At 62.4% G+C, this 16,548-nt stretch carries 13 protein-coding genes, 1 pseudogene and 1 riboswitch; of the genes and pseudogenes, 2 read left to right on the forward strand and 12 right to left on the reverse strand.

What is annotated here, in order from left to right; all coding sequences use genetic code 11:
- Positions 1-48: 48 nt before the first annotated feature.
- Positions 49-1,710, reverse strand: a complete 1,662-nt coding sequence (locus ACO07W_RS21780) for an acetolactate synthase (RefSeq protein WP_421845635.1) — start codon at positions 1,708-1,710, stop codon at positions 49-51.
- Between the two features lie 93 nt (positions 1,711-1,803).
- Here ACO07W_RS21780 and ACO07W_RS21785 point away from each other — a divergent pair, with 93 nt between their 5' ends.
- Positions 1,804-3,723 carry an ABC transporter ATP-binding protein/permease gene (locus ACO07W_RS21785; RefSeq protein ID WP_421846163.1) on the forward strand — a complete coding sequence of 640 codons (1,920 nt, stop codon included), beginning with the start codon at positions 1,804-1,806 and terminating at the stop codon, positions 3,721-3,723.
- Here ACO07W_RS21785 and ACO07W_RS21790 read toward each other — a convergent pair.
- The 4 genes and pseudogenes from ACO07W_RS21790 to ACO07W_RS21805 all read right to left on the reverse strand — a co-directional run.
- Positions 3,720-5,207 carry an FAD-binding protein gene (locus ACO07W_RS21790; RefSeq protein WP_421845637.1) on the reverse strand — a complete coding sequence of 496 codons (1,488 nt, stop codon included), beginning with the start codon at positions 5,205-5,207 and terminating at the stop codon, positions 3,720-3,722. The two genes, ACO07W_RS21785 and ACO07W_RS21790, sit on opposite strands and share 4 nt — an antisense overlap.
- Positions 5,204-5,704, reverse strand: coding sequence for a VOC family protein (locus ACO07W_RS21795; RefSeq protein WP_421845638.1), 501 nt, complete (start codon positions 5,702-5,704; stop codon positions 5,204-5,206). The genes ACO07W_RS21790 and ACO07W_RS21795 overlap by 4 nt, the downstream gene beginning before the upstream one ends.
- A gap of 137 nt (positions 5,705-5,841) precedes the next feature.
- Positions 5,842-6,525, reverse strand: coding sequence for a TetR/AcrR family transcriptional regulator (locus ACO07W_RS21800; RefSeq protein ID WP_421845639.1), 684 nt, complete (start codon positions 6,523-6,525; stop codon positions 5,842-5,844).
- Positions 6,526-6,600: 75 nt separating this feature from the next.
- Positions 6,601-7,116 (reverse strand): annotated as a pseudogene (locus ACO07W_RS21805) (hypothetical protein); the annotation flags it as partial.
- Positions 7,117-7,233: 117 nt separating this feature from the next.
- Here ACO07W_RS21805 and ACO07W_RS21810 point away from each other — a divergent pair.
- Positions 7,234-8,508, forward strand: a complete 1,275-nt coding sequence (locus tag ACO07W_RS21810; protein WP_421840071.1) for an IS256 family transposase — start codon at positions 7,234-7,236, stop codon at positions 8,506-8,508.
- Between the two features lie 42 nt (positions 8,509-8,550).
- Here ACO07W_RS21810 and ACO07W_RS21815 read toward each other — a convergent pair whose 3' ends face one another.
- The 7 genes from ACO07W_RS21815 to ACO07W_RS21845 all read right to left on the reverse strand — a co-directional run bounded on the left by ACO07W_RS21815 (position 8,551) and on the right by ACO07W_RS21845 (position 15,975).
- The gene (locus ACO07W_RS21815; RefSeq protein ID WP_421845640.1) at positions 8,551-8,727 is read right to left on the reverse strand and encodes a hypothetical protein; all 177 of its coding nucleotides are present in this window, start codon (positions 8,725-8,727) and stop codon (positions 8,551-8,553) included.
- 113 nt (positions 8,728-8,840) lie between these two features.
- Positions 8,841-9,752: a sterol desaturase family protein gene (locus tag ACO07W_RS21820; protein WP_421846164.1), complete on the reverse strand. Its 912-nt coding sequence runs from the start codon at positions 9,750-9,752 to the stop codon at positions 8,841-8,843.
- 61 nt (positions 9,753-9,813) lie between these two features.
- A complete protein-coding gene (locus ACO07W_RS21825) occupies positions 9,814-10,542 on the reverse strand; it encodes an MgtC/SapB family protein (protein WP_421845641.1) in 729 nt (242 codons plus the stop codon).
- Positions 10,543-10,681: 139 nt separating this feature from the next.
- Positions 10,682-11,002 (reverse strand): DUF732 domain-containing protein, encoded by a 321-nt coding sequence (locus ACO07W_RS21830; RefSeq protein WP_421845642.1) that lies wholly within the window; start codon positions 11,000-11,002, stop codon positions 10,682-10,684.
- A gap of 112 nt (positions 11,003-11,114) precedes the next feature.
- Positions 11,115-12,524, reverse strand: coding sequence for a PPE family protein (locus ACO07W_RS21835; RefSeq protein WP_421845643.1), 1,410 nt, complete (start codon positions 12,522-12,524; stop codon positions 11,115-11,117).
- A 79-nt stretch (positions 12,525-12,603) separates the two neighbouring features.
- Positions 12,604-13,884, reverse strand: a complete 1,281-nt coding sequence (locus ACO07W_RS21840) for a PPE family protein (RefSeq protein WP_421845644.1) — start codon at positions 13,882-13,884, stop codon at positions 12,604-12,606.
- A gap of 945 nt (positions 13,885-14,829) precedes the next feature.
- A complete protein-coding gene (locus ACO07W_RS21845) occupies positions 14,830-15,975 on the reverse strand; it encodes a PPE family protein (protein ID WP_421845645.1) in 1,146 nt (381 codons plus the stop codon).
- Positions 15,976-16,360: 385 nt separating this feature from the next.
- Positions 16,361-16,536, reverse strand: a riboswitch (M-box (ykoK) riboswitch).
- Positions 16,537-16,548 lie beyond the last annotated feature (12 nt).

A 16,548-nucleotide genomic window follows, 5' to 3' on the forward strand; every position in this document is an offset into this window, starting at 1 on the left:
GTACGCGTTGATCAAACGTGCGCGGTTCCCGTAACCCCGTCTGGCTAATCAGGCTAAGTTCGATCGACGTGGATAGGCTACCGCCGGGTCGGTGAGGATGTTGACGACAGCCGGCAGCCCGCTACCGAAAGCGCGTTCCAGTGCCGGGCGCAGCTCTGCGGGCTCCGATACCAGCTCACCGTGGCCGCCCAAGGCACGCGCCACCTCGTCATAGCGGGTTTCCGGACGCAATTCCGCCACTACCGAATAGCCGTACAGCGCTTCCATTGGGTGCTTCTCCAAGCCCCAGATGCCGTTGTTGCCGACCACGGAGACCACCGGCACGTTGTGCCGCACCAAGGTGTCCCATTCCATGCCGCTGAACCCGAACGCACCATCGCCCTGCAGCAGCACAACCTGGCGATCCGGCCACGCCAGTTTGGCGGCCAGAGCGTAGCCAGGACCCGAGCCGAGGCAGCCGTAGGGACCGCTATCCAGCCAGGCGCCGGGCAGATAGCTGTCAATCACCCGACCTGCATACGACCCGAAATCTCCAGCGTCAATAACGACCATGGCATCGCGATCAAGCATCAAGGCCAGCTCGGCATACACCCGCATCGGATGCAGTGGGGCCCGCTGGTCGCCGAGTTCGGCTTGCTCGCGACCGCGCGCCGCGGTCTCGGCGGTCCGCAGCTCGTCGATCCAGTCCTGACGGTCCGTTCGAACGGGCCCAACAGGCTCAGTCAGCGCCAACAAGATTGTTGTCAGATCCCCGTAGAGCCCTGCGTCAACAGGCCGCGGATGTTCGCGGTCGGGTGCGACGCGGTCCACGACGACGAGCTGTGTCTGCGCCCCAAACACCCCGCCAAAACCGAGCCGGAAATCCATGGGCACGCCGACGATCAACGCTAGGTCCGCCTCGCTCAAGGCTTTTGCCCGCGTCCGCGAGAAGGCCAGCGAATGGTCCGCGGGTACCACGCCGCGGGCCATTCCGTTCATTAGCACCGGGATCCGCCTGTCCTCGGCCAAACGCAGTAGTGCCGCCTCCCCGTGCCCCCACCACACATTGGTTCCCGCCATGATTACCGGACGCTGCGCCGCCGACAACAAGCCTGCGACACGGTCGAGGGCTTGCCCATCCGGAACGCGGTCCGCGGGCGCGTCCACCAGAGCACCCGGACGGGATTCAACATCGGGGTCTTGCGAGTTTGCGAACACAAAATCCATTGGGAAGTCGACAAACGCCGCGCCCGACGGAGCGGCGACTGCTGCTCGCAGCGCCTGGTCGACGAGCCTGCCGGCTTCGTCGGCCGAGCCCGCGGTCGCTGCGAAGCGAGTCAACGGCGCCACAAACGGCACGTGGTCGATCTCCTGCAACGACCCCAGGCCCCATCGCTGAGCAGGAGCCCGGCCACCGAGTACGACCAAGGGCGACTGGTTCTGCTGCGCGGCCGCCATCGCACTCATCCCGTTGGTAACGCCTGGGCCCGCGGTTAGAGCTGCCACACCCGGCACCCTGGTCACCTTCGACCAGCCTTCCGCGGCGAAGGCTGCGGTCTGCTCGTGTCGGGTGTCGACCAGACGGATACCCTCGTCCCGACAGCCGTCGTATATGGAAAACAGGTGACCGCCTGACAAGGTGAACACGGTGTCGATACCGCTGGCCTTGAGCCGACGAGCGATGAGCCGGCCAGCATGCATGGTCTCGGTGGGGACGGCGTCGGTACTCATATCGGCAGCCTAGCCACCCCCTTCGGGTACCTTCGCCAGAGGATTTCTTTTGGGGACCATCCAGTACATCTGCCGGGTAAGGAGACTTTGACGTTGGGCCCGAAACCGTTTACCCCGTCCATCGATTGGTCCGCGGCGTTCCTGGATTCCCTTTGGTGGACCACCAAAGCGTGGGCGATCAGCGCGGTCTGCGTCTTGGCCGTGCTCGTTCTGCTCCGTTACTTCACGCATTGGGGCCGTCAATATTGGCGAATCACCCACCCATACTTCATCGGCCCCAGAAGTGTCGGGGTGTGGCTAATGCTTGGTGTCCTGCTGCTTTCAGTGGTGCTGGCAGTGCGCCTGAATGTGCTGTTCAGCTATCAAGGCAATGATCTGTACACGGCGCTGCAAATAGCATTCCAAGGCATTGCCGCTGGCGACGAGAAAGTCAAACGCTCTGGGATAAGCGGATTCTGGATGTCAATACAGATTTTCTGCTTGATGGCAGTTCTGTATGTCGCCCGTGTGATGGCTGACATCTATTTGATGCAGCGTTTCATCATCGCATGGCGAGTTTGGCTAACCAACCACCTCACCGATGACTGGCTCGAAGGCCGGGCCTACTACCGCGACTTGTTCATCGACGAAACAATCGACAACCCCGACCAGCGCATTCAACAGGACATTGACATCTTCACCGCGGGGGCCGGCGGCATCCCAAACGCCCCCTCCAACGGGACGGGCAGCACACTTCTCTTCGGGGCCGTCCAATCTATTATTTCGGTAATTTCCTTCACCGCAATTCTGTGGAATCTCTCGGGGGAACTAAAGATCTTCGGACTATCTTTCCCGCGCGCGATGTTCTGGACTGTCATCATCTACGTGTTGCTCGCCACGATCATCGCGTTCTATATCGGGCGCCCATTGATATGGTTCAGCTTCCGCAACGAAAAGCTCAACGCCGCTTTCCGCTACGCCCTAGTGCGATTGCGAGACGCCGCCGAAGCAGTGGGCTTCTACCGCGGCGAAAAGGTGGAGCGTGCGCAATTATCACAACGGTTCAAGCCGGTAATCATCAACTACCGGAGATACGTCAACCGTAGCATCGCTTTTAATGGCTGGAACCTCTCGGTAAGCCAGACAATCGTCCCGTTGCCCTGGGTGATCCAGGCGCCGCGATTGTTCGCTGGCCAGATCAGCTTCGGCGATGTCACCCAGACAGCAATGGCCTTCGGGAATATTCACGACTCTCTCTCTTTCTTCCGGAACCACTACGACGCATTCGCCGGCTTCCGTGCTGCGATCATCCGGTTGCACGGGCTGGTCGATGCCAACGACAAGGGCCGCGCGCTACCGGCCGTGCTGACCCGGACAAGTGCGGAAGGGGGCGTTGAGCTAGCCGATATCGAAGTGCGCACTCCTGCCGGCGATCGACTGGTCGACCCACTTGATGTGCGGTTGGACCGTGGCGACTCGCTGGTGATCACCGGACGCTCCGGTTCGGGCAAGACCACACTGCTTCGCAGCCTGGCCGAACTCTGGCCGTTTGCGTCTGGAACCCTGCACCGTCCCGGCGGCGACAAAGCCACAATGTTCCTGTCGCAGTTGCCTTACGTGCCGCTGGGCGATCTGCGTGGCGTGGTCTGCTATCCGAATGAACCCACTGACATCACCGACGACACCGTGCGCGAAACGCTGACGAAGGTGGCCCTGGCCCACCTGGGTGACCGGCTCGCCGAAGAACGGGACTGGGCCAAGGTGCTCTCCCCCGGTGAGCAGCAGCGCATCGCTTTTGCTCGCATCTTGCTCACCAAGCCCGACGCGGTGTTCCTCGACGAAAGTACGTCGGCGCTCGACGAAGGTCTGGAATTCGCGCTCTACCAAATGCTTCGAAGGGAGCTACCGGACTGCGTGGTCGTCAGCGTAAGTCATCGGCGAGCGGTCGAACTTCACCACGAACGAGAACTCGAACTGCTCGGCGGCGGCCCATGGCGACTGGGCCGGGTTGAGAGCGAGCCGGCACACGCCTAACCCTGCTCAGCGTTATCGGGTTTCGCGCTGGCACTCGCAGCTGCCGCCTTAGTTCCGGCTCGGCGGCCGAAAAACGAGCCCTCGCCTAGCTGCGTGCCGCTGGCGTATCCCTTACCGTCCTGGGCAATGTTGGAAGCGCATGCTCCTACCGCGTACAAACCGGCGACAGCCGAGCCATCCTCTCGCAGCACCTCGCCGTCCACGGAGGTGGCCAGTCCCCCGACAGTGAATCCGGCGTACATCGCCTTCCCCAGCGATAAGTCGAACGCGCCCCAAGGTCCTTTGTCTTGCGGCGCAAGGAAATCCGGTTGCTTGTGAAAATCGGGATCCGCGCCAAGCGCGGCGTGGGTGTTGTAGCGGTCCAGCGTCGCGGAAAGATTCCCCTGCGGGATGCCGAGTGCGGCTTCCATTTCGACGACGGTTTCCCATCCGTCGATCAACGGGATCAGGGGCACCTTGGGGCGCTCCAGGTGCGCTTCGTCGACGATCAGAAAGGCCGCGCTGTCCGGCTGATCCATCACGAAACCGGCTGTCCTGGAATGGTAGGAGTCTTCGTTGACGAATCGCTGACCAAGTTTGTTCACGATAATTCCGGTGAGCAGGATCGCTGGGGGGTATGGCGGTGCCGTAATGAAGATCTGATCCATATGCTGGGTAGCGCCGCCGGCCGACACGCCCATCCGGATGCCCAGTCCGTCGTCGTAGGTATTGCCAAGCACGAACGGCTTCTCGGCCAGCTTCGGTGTGTACATCGCGACCATGTCGGAGTTCATCACAAACCCGCCGGCTGCGATGATCACTGATTTCGCCTTGATCGCACCAGTTTCGGCGAACCGCTTCCACATCACGCCGGTTACCGCGCCACAAGCGTCTATGACAAGTTCGGTCGCGCCGGTCTCGTAGCGAACCTGTACACCCAGACTCGCTGCGCGCTTCAGCAGCAAGTCGATCACCATACCGGCCCCGCCGGTATCACCCGGCACCGGGACCTTGTGTCCGCGTGGCGCCGGCACCGCCATCTCAACGAACGGCCATACCTTCTCATTGCCGGTAAACATCAGCCCTTCGGTGTTGGGTTGAATCACCGCCTTGCCGGGAAAGTAGCTGCGCTCAAACTGAAAACCGAGGTTCTCTAGCCAGTTGAAATGCTCGACACTGCCGTCGCAATACGCACGAATCTTGGTGGGCTCAGGCTGCCGTGAAACAGCGGTCAGGTACTTGTACATCTCCTCCGGTGAATCTGGGTGACCGGTGGCTTGCTGGACGGCGGTCCCCCCACCGAGGTAAAAGTGTCCTCCGGCCAACGATGTGGTGCCACCTGCGGCGGCGGCACGCTCAAGCACGAGCACCCGAGCACCAGCAGCAGCGGCGCTGACCGCTGCACAACCGCCAGCAATACCGAACCCCAGAACGACGACGTCGACCTCATCCGACCAAGACGCCACCGAGTCCAGGCTAACCGTGGCGGGTATATCGGTGCTCACCGTTGCTCCTGTTTGATGTAGTCGTAGAACGCCCGGATCTCCGGCGAGAGATACGCAATCTCAACAAACGGCACTCCCGCCTTCGGCGCTGACACGTAGGCGAATTGGATCCCACCGGGCATCACGCCCTGCTGTACTACGGCGGCACCTTGTTCAACCGCTTGGGCCAGCGCAGCTTCGAACTGTTCGGGGCTTTCGGCATCCATGCAGATGTGGTGCAACCCCGGACCGTGGTCGCGCAAAAAGTCACTATAGATGTTCTCCCCGCGGACCGGCGAGATCAGCTCCAACTGCATGTCGCCGAGATAGCTCAGCGAGATGCTCGCCACAAAATCAGCAGGCATACCCCGGTAGCTGCAGGCCTCCGGCGCAAAGTGCACATCAGGAATTCGCACCCACTTCCGGACCCCTAACAGGCCGGTGAGGGCCGTTTCAGTGGCTTCCAGGTCTGCAGTTACCCATGCGATCTGCGTGGGTGATTGAACGAGAAGGTTCATTGCCTCGCAGGATAGCCCAGTCTGCCAGCCGGTAAAAATAGTCCCGCGGAGCCGATACGCACTTTGCCCCTATGAGCAGCCACGGCTCCGACAAGTTCACGTGAACACGTTCTAGTTTTGCCCCGCCGGCCAACCAGTCACGACTGGGTCAACAACCCTACGAGCAGCTGCACCTGAGTATCAAACATTGTCTCCCTGTTGGTCAGATCGGCACCGTATTGTCCGAATATTTCCAGGCTGATCGCTCCGACCACGCCCGCCCAGACCGAGAAGCACTTAGCGATGACAAGATCGTCACCGGGAAAGCCGAACTCTTGCCGAATCCGGCCAAAGGCCGACGACATCGTTTGCGGGGCGGGGTCATTGGTCAACATGATGTCTCCGGTGGCAATCCCCGCGGCGATCGCGTCGAGGAACGCGCCGACCACGCCGGCACCCACCCCGGCGGTGCGCTCTGGTGGTGGATGAAATCCAGGAACCGGGCCCCCGAACAAAAGAGCCCAACGAGCAGGATGTTCAAGCGCCCACCGACGCGCCGCCTGTGCAATCGCGATAGCGTCGTCGCTCCAGAGATCAGCAGCGGTGGCATTGCGAGCTCGCTCTACGGTATCGGCCAGGTCAGAATGGGCATCGAGAAGCAGCGCAGTCAGCAGCTCCTCGCGACTTGACACGTATCGATACACGGCCGAAGACACCATGCCCAGGTCGCGGGCGATCGCGCGCAACGATATTCCGGCCGCGCCGCGTTCAACGAGTTGACGCCGGCCAAGTTCGAGAATTTTCGCCTCGATGTGTTCTCGCGAGTCGCTACGTCTACCCACCCAGCCAGTCTGACACAACCGAGATCACCGCTCTGCATTGCTGGCCAGCGCAGCGGGCTCGTTTGGCGCTAGGCCCTAGGCGCGGAGCGAGACACCGAGATCCTCGCGGGCATCATCGGTGGTGGCCTGCCAGGATACTGCCGCGGGAAGGTTCCCCCAGACACTGTTGAAGATCCCAACGATCTGTCCGGGTCCCCCGTTTGGCGCCAGGTACACTGGCCCACCCGAATCGCCCCTCTGGCTGGCGACGCCGCCGGACATAGTGAACCATCCGTTGTTGACGCTCTCGACGGTTCCACAGGTTTCGCCAGTTCTGATGCCGAAATGGCACACCGGTTGACCGGGCTTCACCACCACGCCCGGGTTTGACCTCAGCGGGCGCCCGCTCGGCAAGATATCAGTCACTGAGACATCGTCGGCCAGCACGATCGCCTCGTAGTCGGTAATCACTTGGTCAGTGAATACGGTTGACCCGCTGGGTGTGTTGTCGCGGAAGGCTGCGAGATGGCCGATGACATTGTTGTGTTTGTCGGTAACCGGTCCGCCGCCTCGGCAATGCCCGGCCGTAAAGGCGATTCGGAGGGTCGCGTCTCATCGCTGGTGTAAATGGTCACGGGCGTAGGTTCCGTCGCAACCGACGAAAGCTATGAAGGAGGGGCTACGCCCGTGACCAAGCGAGTATCGCCGATTGAGCGTGTGCGTGTTGAGATGGATCAGTTGTTCGCCGCGACCGAGCGGCCGTTGACCGAGATTTTGGAGGAGGTCGGGCGGTTATCGGTGCGTCTGGTGTTTCAGGTCGCCGTGGAGGCCGAGGTAGAAGCAGTGTTGGGCCGAGCCCGTCACCAGCGTCGGGTTCAGGACGGCCCGGGCGGGTACCGCAATGGGTATCAACCGCCGGCGACGGTGAAGACCACGATGGGCTCGGTCGAATTATGCCGCCCGAAACTACGCGACACCGACGAGCGGTTCTGTTCGCGGCTATTCGGTGCCGGGGTGACGCGCACCCACGCTCTGGAGGCGTTGGTGATTTCGGGATGGGTGCGCGGTTTGTCGGATCGCGACATCGAGGCCGCGTTGGCCGAGGTGCTGGGCTCGCAGGCGGCGTTGTCGCGCTCGACGGTGAGCCGGATTTGTGCGGCCATCAAAGACGAGTTCGCTGCGTGGTCGTCTCGACGCCTTGATGAGCTGGTGTTGGACTACCTGTTCTTGGATGCCTCGAACTTTCGGATGCATCCCAACGCCCCGGCCGAGCCGGTGCTGGCCGCCTGGGGCATCTGCACCGACGGCAAGCCCCTGTTTATTGGGCTGGCCCCAGCCGCAGCGGAGTCGGCTGATGCGTGGGCCGACTTCTTGGCTGACCTGAGGAACCGGGGACTACGCCCGCCGCTACTGGGCATCTCCGACGGGGCGCCGGGCCTGATCGCCGCATGGGAGACCACGTTTCCGGCAAGCCTGCGTCAGCGGTGTCTGATCCATCGCTGCCGTAACGTCATCGCCAAGACACCTGTCGCGGTCCAGGACGAGATCAAAGCCGCGTTCTGGTCGATCTTCGATGACATTGACCAGCCACCCGGCCAGCAGGCCGTGGATGAAGCCACCCGCCGCGCCGAGGAGTTCACCACCACATACCGCGGGCTCTACCCAGCCGCGGTCGCTTGCCTGGCCAACGACTTCGCCTCGCTGAGCGTGCATTTGCGCTTCCCCCGCCAACACTGGACACGCATCCGCCATTCCAACCTCATCGAACGCACCTTCGGAGAATCCCGTCGCCGGGTCAAGGTCATCGGCCGCCTACCCGGCGAAACCAGCTGTCTGTCGCTGGTATGGGCCGTCCTCGACCGCGCCAGCCGCGGCTGGCGCGGAGTCACCCAAACATCAGCGACCAGCCGCCACCTCCAAGAACTACGCCACCAACTGCTCGAGCCACCCCGCCCACTGCATCCCCCCACCACAACAACCACGACCGACACCACCGCCGCGTAACATGACCACCAGGAACATGCGCCCAGCGTTTTTACACCAGTCCTAAGACGCCACCATTCGGAGCACAGGATCGACGTATCCCAGCGTGCAGGCATGGTTGTCCTGGCGGATCTCCATCCCTGGAAACACCTGCGCCGGATTGGCGTGGGCCAGCGCCGGTGACAGCACCGACGCGAAAAACGCGACGGCCACTGAATAGGCAAAGGCAGATACTGTCACGCTGCGCAACATGGACTCCGATCCGTCAAGGTCGGCTCAGCGCCGACTGGCAGGATGGGGTTACGGCTCAACTAACCCCGACGGTATGACTTTCGCTCCGTCGGGTCGCAGCGTTACAAATGCGCCCACAACGGGCTGGCGCCAGTGGATTTCCCAACCGTGCGCGGTTTCCAACCCGGCGGCCCGAAGACGTAGCCCAGCCGATCACGCAGGCAGGTCGCCGACTGCCAGTCGCGGGCGATCGCCAGGTATTCGTGGGTCTGCAGCTTCCAGATGTTGAACGTGTCGACCTGTTGCGTCAGACCGTAGTGCGGTCGAAACAGCTCCGCCTGGAAGGTACCGAACAGTCGATCCCAGATGATCAAAATGCCGCCGTAGTTCTTGTCCAGATAGAGCTGGTCCATCCCGTGGTGCACCCGGTGGTGCGATGGCGTATTGAAGACAAACTCCACTGCCCGCGACAACGTACCGATCCGCTCGGTGTGCACCCAGAATTGGTAGATCAGGTTCACCGAGAATCCGAAGAACACCATCCAGGGCGGGACCCCTAGCAGCGGCAATGGTATCCACATCAAAATTTCGCCGCTGTTGTTCCACTTCTGGCGTAGCGCGGTGGCCAAGTTGAAGTACTGGCTCGAGTGATGCGCTTGGTGAGTTGCCCAGATAAACCGGACCCGGTGAGCTATGCGGTGGTAGGCGTAGTAGAGCAGGTCAACTCCGAAGACCGCGAAAACCCACGTGTACCACTGTGTTACAGGTAAATGCCAGGCCGCCAGATATGCGTATATTCCGGCGTACCCGAACAAGGCGAGTGTCTTCCAGCCAGCCGTGGTCGCCACCGACACCAGCCCCATCAAGATGCTTGCCGCGGAATCGCTGGTGAGGTAGGCGCCCGGAGTCGACCGAGACCCTTCGGCGGTCTCGGCGCCGTTCAGCTTGCGGGCGGCTGTCCACTCGATGAGGAGCAGCAATAGAAAAAACGGGATGGCAAGAAACACCGGATCCCGCATTGGCACCGGCACCATCGCCAAGCAGCCTGCGAAAATGCCCACGTCGAACACACTACGACTCCTAACGGGGCAACGCTCAATCCGCTTGCGGTGTAGCCAGCTCCGGATTGGCTTGCTCACCAGCGTGCCAGTCGACCGCGTAAACGCCCGGTTGCAGCGACAGTTCAGCCACTAATCGCTCAAGCCGGGCAGGAGTATTGCCGTCCATGAGTAGGTGTGCTGTCAACGCGATGTTGTCGCCAGAAGCCTGACCGGTATGGATGCCGCGTAGCGTGATGTCGTTGCTTGTCGTGTGCTGCACGATTTGAGCGCGCGCATACTTGGCGGACTTGGGCCGACAGATCACGTGCACCCGGTAGGGTCGTAGACCTTCGTCCTCTTCACCGACGTTGTCATGGTCTATCAGCCGGCCGAGCGGGCGTCCCAGCAAGTGGATTGCCACTACCGTCCCGGTGGCGATCAACGCGAACACCAGGTGCCCAGAGGCAGCCAGCACACCCACCGCAGCCGAGCACCACAAGGTGGCGGCGGTATTGAGCCCGCGAACATTGAATCCCTCCCGCAGGATTACCCCGCCGCCAAGAAACCCGATGCCAGATACCACATACGACGCGACTCTCGTCGGGCTGGTGTCTTCGGTGACCGCGGCATAGAGCACGAACAGGGTCGCACCCGTGGCAACGAGCGCGTTGGTTCGCAGCCCGGCCATCCGTGCCCGCCACTGCCGCTCCAAGCCGATCAGTGCTCCACAGCCCACCCCTACTGCCAGGCGCAGCGCGAAATCGACAACGCCCAGATTCTGCATGAGTCCGCGCTCCTTTCCCCATCGGCACGATAGCCGCGGAAGCTAACCACACGCGGGTTAACAACAGCTGGATCCGAGGCAAACCGGTCGACTACCGAGCCCCCTGGCGAAAGCCCGTCACGCCCGACCCGGCGCTGAGTCAGGCCTCGTCTAGATGCTGGGGACAGTAATACTTTGCCGAAATCACAGCGAATTGCGATGCGGCCTCCAGGTTGAAGCCTGGATTGTGGATCTTCACGTCGTGGACTAGCTCCAGGCCCGATTCACCACCATTCAGGCACGTGCAGACGGCCTGAGCAGACCCAATGGCTCGACCAGGGTCGCTGTAAGTGATTCCGGCTTGATCCAGAGCAGCGAGAAAGCCGGTGTCGTCGCCAGTGCCATCGCCTGGATGGCCATGCGCGGGCGCGGCCAGTCCAATCATGGCGGAGACTCCGAGCAGCGCGAACAGCGACTTCATAGCTGACCATCTTCCCATGCCGATAGTGTTTCTGCCGAAGCTGCGGAACGGCCAAAATCCTGCTATCCCAGAAATGTTCGGGAGCCGATCAGCGCTAGTGCTTGTCGCGGCGCTAACCGAGCTGGGCATCGGACGGCACCACTTTGGGTTTGTCGCTCTTGGACAGGTGCACCGCGTGAATGCCGGGCTTCCTCGACAGTTGCTCCAGCAGGCTATCGAGACCTTCCTGATCGACGCTGTGGTGCTGCACACTCTCGGGTTTCTGCGAAATTTGCGCCACCAGACGCTTGAGTTTCTCCGGCGAATGGCCGTCTTTTAGGTCCTTTAGCGAGGCGACACGGCCTTTGGCGCCGATTCCGGCCACAGCGCTGGGCGCCCCGGCACCAAAGGCCGCTCCGGCCATTCCCGCCATGGACATCGAACTGAGCAAGCTCCCCTGGCTGACCGCCGCCGCCGACACCGCGCCCGGCCCAGCGGCCGACAACGCCGCAGCTACCGTCCTGATCTCCGGAGTGGCCGCAGCCCAGCTCGGCGGAACCGACAGTTTTCCTACGAGGGTGCCGCGCCCGACACTGGCAGCAACATCATCTGGCTGCACCGAGCCGAACAGCATGCCTCGGCCGAAGTTCGGCGTAACCCCAAGCCCACCCCCCAACGCGTCTATCGGAAGCTCGGCAAAGGCACTCGGCCGCTGGCCGTACTTGAGGGACTGCGATATCGGAAGGTTGACGAGCAGGCCCTCATCATTGAGCACCGCAAGGTTGGCTGAGCCGGCCCTCACTGCGCCGAATACGGTCAGATATGCATCTGCCGCGTTTGGCCCGATAAGTGTGTTAAGGATCTGCGTCACGGCGTCGGTGTAGCCGTTAGCGATGTCCGCGCCGAACTGCAGCAGTGCCGAAATCGGGCCATTGGCCAGGATCGACTGTGCCGCGTTGCCCGCCGACGTGGCCGCGGCCTGACCCACTGCGCCGGATTGTCGGGCCAGCCCGCTCACCTCGACAATCTGCGGCGGCTCGACGAAAGGAGTTATCTGGCTAGCAGCCGCCGCCGAGGCAGTGTAGGTGTCCATCGCGATAGCATCCTGGACCCACATTTCGCCGTATTGGGCCTCAATGGCCGCGATCGCCGCGGTGTTCTGCCCGAAAAGATTGCTCGCCACTAGCGTCGCAAGTTCGCTGCGGTTGGCCGCAATCACTGGCGGTGGCACGTGCGCAGCAAACGCCGCCTCGTAGGCGCTCGCCGCCGCGACGGCCTGGGCCGCGGCTTCGGCGGCCTGCGCCGCTGTGGCGCTCATCCAGCTAACATACGGCGCGACCGCAGCCGCCATGGCCAGCTCCGAAGGGCCGACCCACTCGCCGCTGGTCAGGCCCGAGACTACCGAGGAATAGGACGCAGCCGTCGACTGCAATTCGGCGGCCAACCCGTCCCATGCTTCTGCGGCAACCAGCATCGGCGCCGATCCCGGCCCGGCGTAGATCCGACCCGAGTTGATCTCCGGCGGAAACGCTGCGTAGAACATGTTTAAACCCCCTGCCTGATCGTTCGCTTTTTGATGGCCAGCGTCAGGCCGCTGTCCGTCATCGCCGCAGTCATCGCCATCAGTCCTCGATCGCCGGTATCACAATGATGGTGGCTGCGGCAGGGTCAGCCTCAGCGACGACACCACCAGCAGACCGTGACGCGGCACCACCGCCCGCGGAACCGAACGCCCCAGCGCCCAGCGCCCGTCCCGCCAGGCTCGACAGGGCCATCTGGCTGAAGATTCCGGTCTCGCCAGCACTGGCCGTCGAGGCGGCTGGTACCGCAGCCAGGCTGTTAGGTAGCTCCGAGGCGAGCATCCTCATGGCCGGAGCGGCCTGAGTCCAGCCCGGCGGCACCGACATGCTGCCGACCAAAGCCGCGCGGCCCAGGGAGCCCGATACCTGGCCCCCAGCACTCGGTCCGCCCACCAAGCCTGCGGCACCCAGATTCGCCTCACCCGCCAACGGCGCCAATCCCCCTATGACAGGTTCCGCGGGGGCAAAGAAAGCTTGCACACCCACCATGTTTTGCACGAAGGCGTATACCTGCCCGAACGCCAGGAACGGCCCACCGGGAATAGAAGTGAGCCCCTGAAGGGAGAACGGGCCCACGAGGGTACTCAAGATAGTGGTCAAGTTTTCCAGGTCGGTAGCAATGCCTGTGGGCAGTGTGAGTCCCGGCAAAAGCGATGCCGGTGTGCTGGTAGTTGCCAAGCCTTGCAACGTATTCGGCACCGCGGAGATCAGCTGGGACAACTGCGACCCGATGTCTGTGGCAGCCGAGGCGCCGGTGGCTTGCGCGACGGCGGCTGCTTGACTCGCAGCCCCAGACGGGTTGGTCGTTTGCGGTGGCTCAGTAAACGGCGTCACCTGCGCGGCCATCGCAGAAGCGCCAGCATAGCCGTACATGGCCACAGCATCCTGCGCCCACATTTCCGCGTATGCAGCTTCTGCCGCCGCGATCGCCGGAGTGTTTTGACCGAAGATGTTGGTGGCAATCAGCGTCATCAGCAAGGCGCGGTTCGCCTCGATGACCGGTGGAGGAACCGTTCCCGCGAAGGCGGACTCATATGCGCCCGCCGCAATCCTGGCCTGCGCGGCAGCCACTTCGGCCTGAGCGGCAGTCGTGGTCATCCACGCCACATACGGTGCAGCCGCAGCCGCCATGGACGCTGCCGCGGGGCCATGCCAAGACCCCACCATCAAGCCATCGAGCGTCGAGCCGTAAGCGGCCGCCGCGGAGTGCAGTTCGGCAGCCAGCCCGTCCCAAGCCTCCGCAGCGACCAGCATCGGCCCGGAACCAGGGCCAACATACATGCGCCCGGAGTTGATCTCCGGTGGTAGCGCCCCGAAGTCCATACCTGTTACCTCCGGTCCCCTATATGGCGGTCCCACACATGGGCGCCATGGTAATCACAGCCCTGTAGTTCCGTGGTCGAACCCGCGTTGGTTCTTATGAAACTCACCAAGTACCCAAATACCGGCCAAGTCATTGATACCCACATTTGATTCTGACATACCTGTGCGCGCCCCCGGCTACCACATATTGCACAGCTATCATCACTCCCCCGTTTCAGGTTCCCCGACCCTGATACACGAGCACTCTGCTAAGAAATTATTTGCGTTGAGTTCCACCCAGGTAAGCGCGGCGTAAACAACCCGTATCACCCCAGGTAGCACACCGGTGAGATGAATCAAAAGCCATCGAATGACCTGATGAAACCCCATGGCCAAAGCCCCAAAACACTGACGGTATCGATCAAATATGCCGGCCGCTGGGCATGGCGCACAACAAAGCGAACGACGCCACTGAAAACTACTAAAAAGGTATTACGACACCCACCTTAGCGGACTATAAAAACGCATTTTCGGCGGCTAAAAAGCGTATCCGAAATCCCGGAGAAACGGAAACGATAGAATGGAAAAAACACCCACCGAATTGCCCGCTTCCCGCACATTACAGCGAGCTATCTCCGCCATTGCGGAGGCAGCATGTCCAGGGCGGAACGGACGAGCCAAGTTTCGACGCCCGACCCCATGGCCTGCACATCGTCACCGACACGCACCCGACGCCGAGTGGCCACGCCGCAGCCCGGCCCAGATCCGGGCACCAGAGACACCGGCGTCGCAGAGCCGATAACTCGGCGCCACAACATGCTCTGGCATAACCCGGGAAACGGTCCGCAAGGCGCCGGGTTTCCACCGGCAAATAAAGCTGCTCTACAACTGCCTACACGCTGCCAATTTCCTGGCAATTTTTCCTTAGATATTTGTTTGGCGAGCGACCCTGAAACAGGGGACCATTCACCCGGCAGCCGGTGGGCGCGCCACAAAGGTGGGCCGAAAACCGTATTGAGGCAAGGCGCGGCCGAATCCTTGACCGGCCATGTTCGCCAACGGGATTCCGGGCATGCCAGCTGCCACCGCAGGAGGGGCAACCATCGGCGTGCCCCCCAGCGTCGAGGCCAGCGGGCTGGCAAGGGGCGCCGTCGCAGTCCAACTCGACGGAACCGACAACGTACCGATCGCGGCCGCTTTGCCCAAACCAGCAGACACCGCGCCGCCGAGCCCGGTCGCTGACCCGAGCGGGCCTCCGAGCGCACCACCGGTAAATGCAAGCGAGTCAGCGGCTACGTCGGCATCCTGAGCCGCGTGCATCGCCAGCATGCCAAGGAAGGGCGCAACAGTCTCACTCGGCAAGTAGAGCCCCGACGAAGCCACCGTGTTCCAGATATTCGCGTTCGGCCCCCAGTTGGCCCAGAGATTCTTCAGCCAGGAAGGCACACCCGACCCGGTGGTGGACGCAAGTCCCCGCAAGGCGCTAGGCACTGAAGAAATCAGCTCAGACAACCTCGACTGCTGATGGCCCGCCGCTGCAGCGGCGGCAGCCGATTGCGCGGCCAGCCCCCGAGCGCTGGTCGCCTGCTCCGGTTGGCTAAACGCGCTCAGTTGAGTGGCGGCTGCCGACGCGCCAGCGTACGCGTACATGGCCATGGCGTCTTGGGCCCACATTTCGGCGTATTGGGCTTCATTAGCCGCGATCGCAGGCGTGTTCTGGCCCACTACGTTAGTTGCGATCAACGCCGTCAACTGAGTGCGGTTGGCTGCGACCAATGCCGGCGGCACCGTTTCAGCAAACGCAGCTTCGAAGGCTCCTGCAGCGGCCTCAGCTTGTGCAGCCGTTTGCTCCGCTTGGGCGGCGGTGGTGTTCATCCACGCGATGTACGGCGTAGCGGCGGCCATCATCGACGCTGACGCAGGGCCGTGCCAGTCTTCGCCTGTCAGCGTGGCGAGCACCGAGCCGTAGGAAGCCGCAGTAGCTCGTAGTTCAGCGGCCACCGCGTTCCAGGCCGACGCAGCAGCCAGCATGGGTCCGGAGCCCGCTCCGGAATACATACGGGCAGAGTTGATTTCGGGCGGTAGCGTTGCAAAATCGAATGCAGCGGTCATCGTCAGCCTCTTCCTCTGATTGGCGGTGCTGATGTCGGCGACTTCGGTGGCATCGCAAACCGTGGTCTGCGATCCCGCCACAGGGCAGCGACCAATTCCGCGTCGGGCTGCGCCCGGACCCGCGCCAATACGGCGGTTTCTGAGGCTGTTTACCGCGCGCTCAACTTACACACCGCGCAGGGCGCAGGCGTGCAAATCAGTGAACTATGTTGAGCCAGTTCAGATTGCGGATTCGAAGCCCGGGTCGGATCGGAACGAAATGGTCATCGATCTCTCGCAGGGACTATCACCAGGACTCACTTCGGTCTCACCTCCTCAGGGCCAAGGCATGCGGGGATGCCAGGTGCGCGCACACAGGAGTATGAACCCAGCGAAAACTACTGGGCGTGCACCCCTCTCGTCAGAGCTTTGGCACCACACGGCGTATCCCGCTGTCTCCAGCCGGAAGCCACTTGGGCTCAACCCTTAAGCCGGGAAGAGCTGTCCTGACCCTGGGCGTCTTTCGACGTTCGAGGTCAGTGGCCTATGTCCGTGCAGACGCCTCACCTAGCGAAGTGCTTGCAGAGGCAATGG

The sequence above is a fragment of the Mycobacterium sp. genome, from assembly GCF_965230835.1.
Lineage (GTDB): Bacteria > Actinomycetota > Actinomycetes > Mycobacteriales > Mycobacteriaceae > Mycobacterium.

What these genes read in the sequence shown, in the direction of transcription:
- ACO07W_RS21795 (WP_421845638.1), bottom strand. Translation starts at nt 5,704, where the DNA reads ATGAACCTTCTCGTTCAATCACCCACGCAGATCGCATGGGTAACTGCA.
- ACO07W_RS21820 (WP_421846164.1), bottom strand. Translation starts at nt 9,752, where the DNA reads ATGGTGCCGGTGCCAATGCGGGATCCGGTGTTTCTTGCCATCCCGTTT.
- ACO07W_RS21840 (WP_421845644.1), bottom strand. Translation starts at nt 13,884, where the DNA reads ATGGACTTCGGGGCGCTACCACCGGAGATCAACTCCGGGCGCATGTAT.
- ACO07W_RS21810 (WP_421840071.1), top strand. Translation starts at nt 7,234, where the DNA reads ATGGATCAGTTGTTCGCCGCGACCGAGCGGCCGTTGACCGAGATTTTG.
- ACO07W_RS21830 (WP_421845642.1), bottom strand. Translation starts at nt 11,002, where the DNA reads ATGAAGTCGCTGTTCGCGCTGCTCGGAGTCTCCGCCATGATTGGACTG.
- ACO07W_RS21845 (WP_421845645.1), bottom strand. Translation starts at nt 15,975, where the DNA reads ATGACCGCTGCATTCGATTTTGCAACGCTACCGCCCGAAATCAACTCT.
- ACO07W_RS21780 (WP_421845635.1), bottom strand. Translation starts at nt 1,710, where the DNA reads ATGAGTACCGACGCCGTCCCCACCGAGACCATGCATGCTGGCCGGCTC.
- ACO07W_RS21835 (WP_421845643.1), bottom strand. Translation starts at nt 12,524, where the DNA reads ATGTTCTACGCAGCGTTTCCGCCGGAGATCAACTCGGGTCGGATCTAC.
- ACO07W_RS21825 (WP_421845641.1), bottom strand. Translation starts at nt 10,542, where the DNA reads ATGCAGAATCTGGGCGTTGTCGATTTCGCGCTGCGCCTGGCAGTAGGG.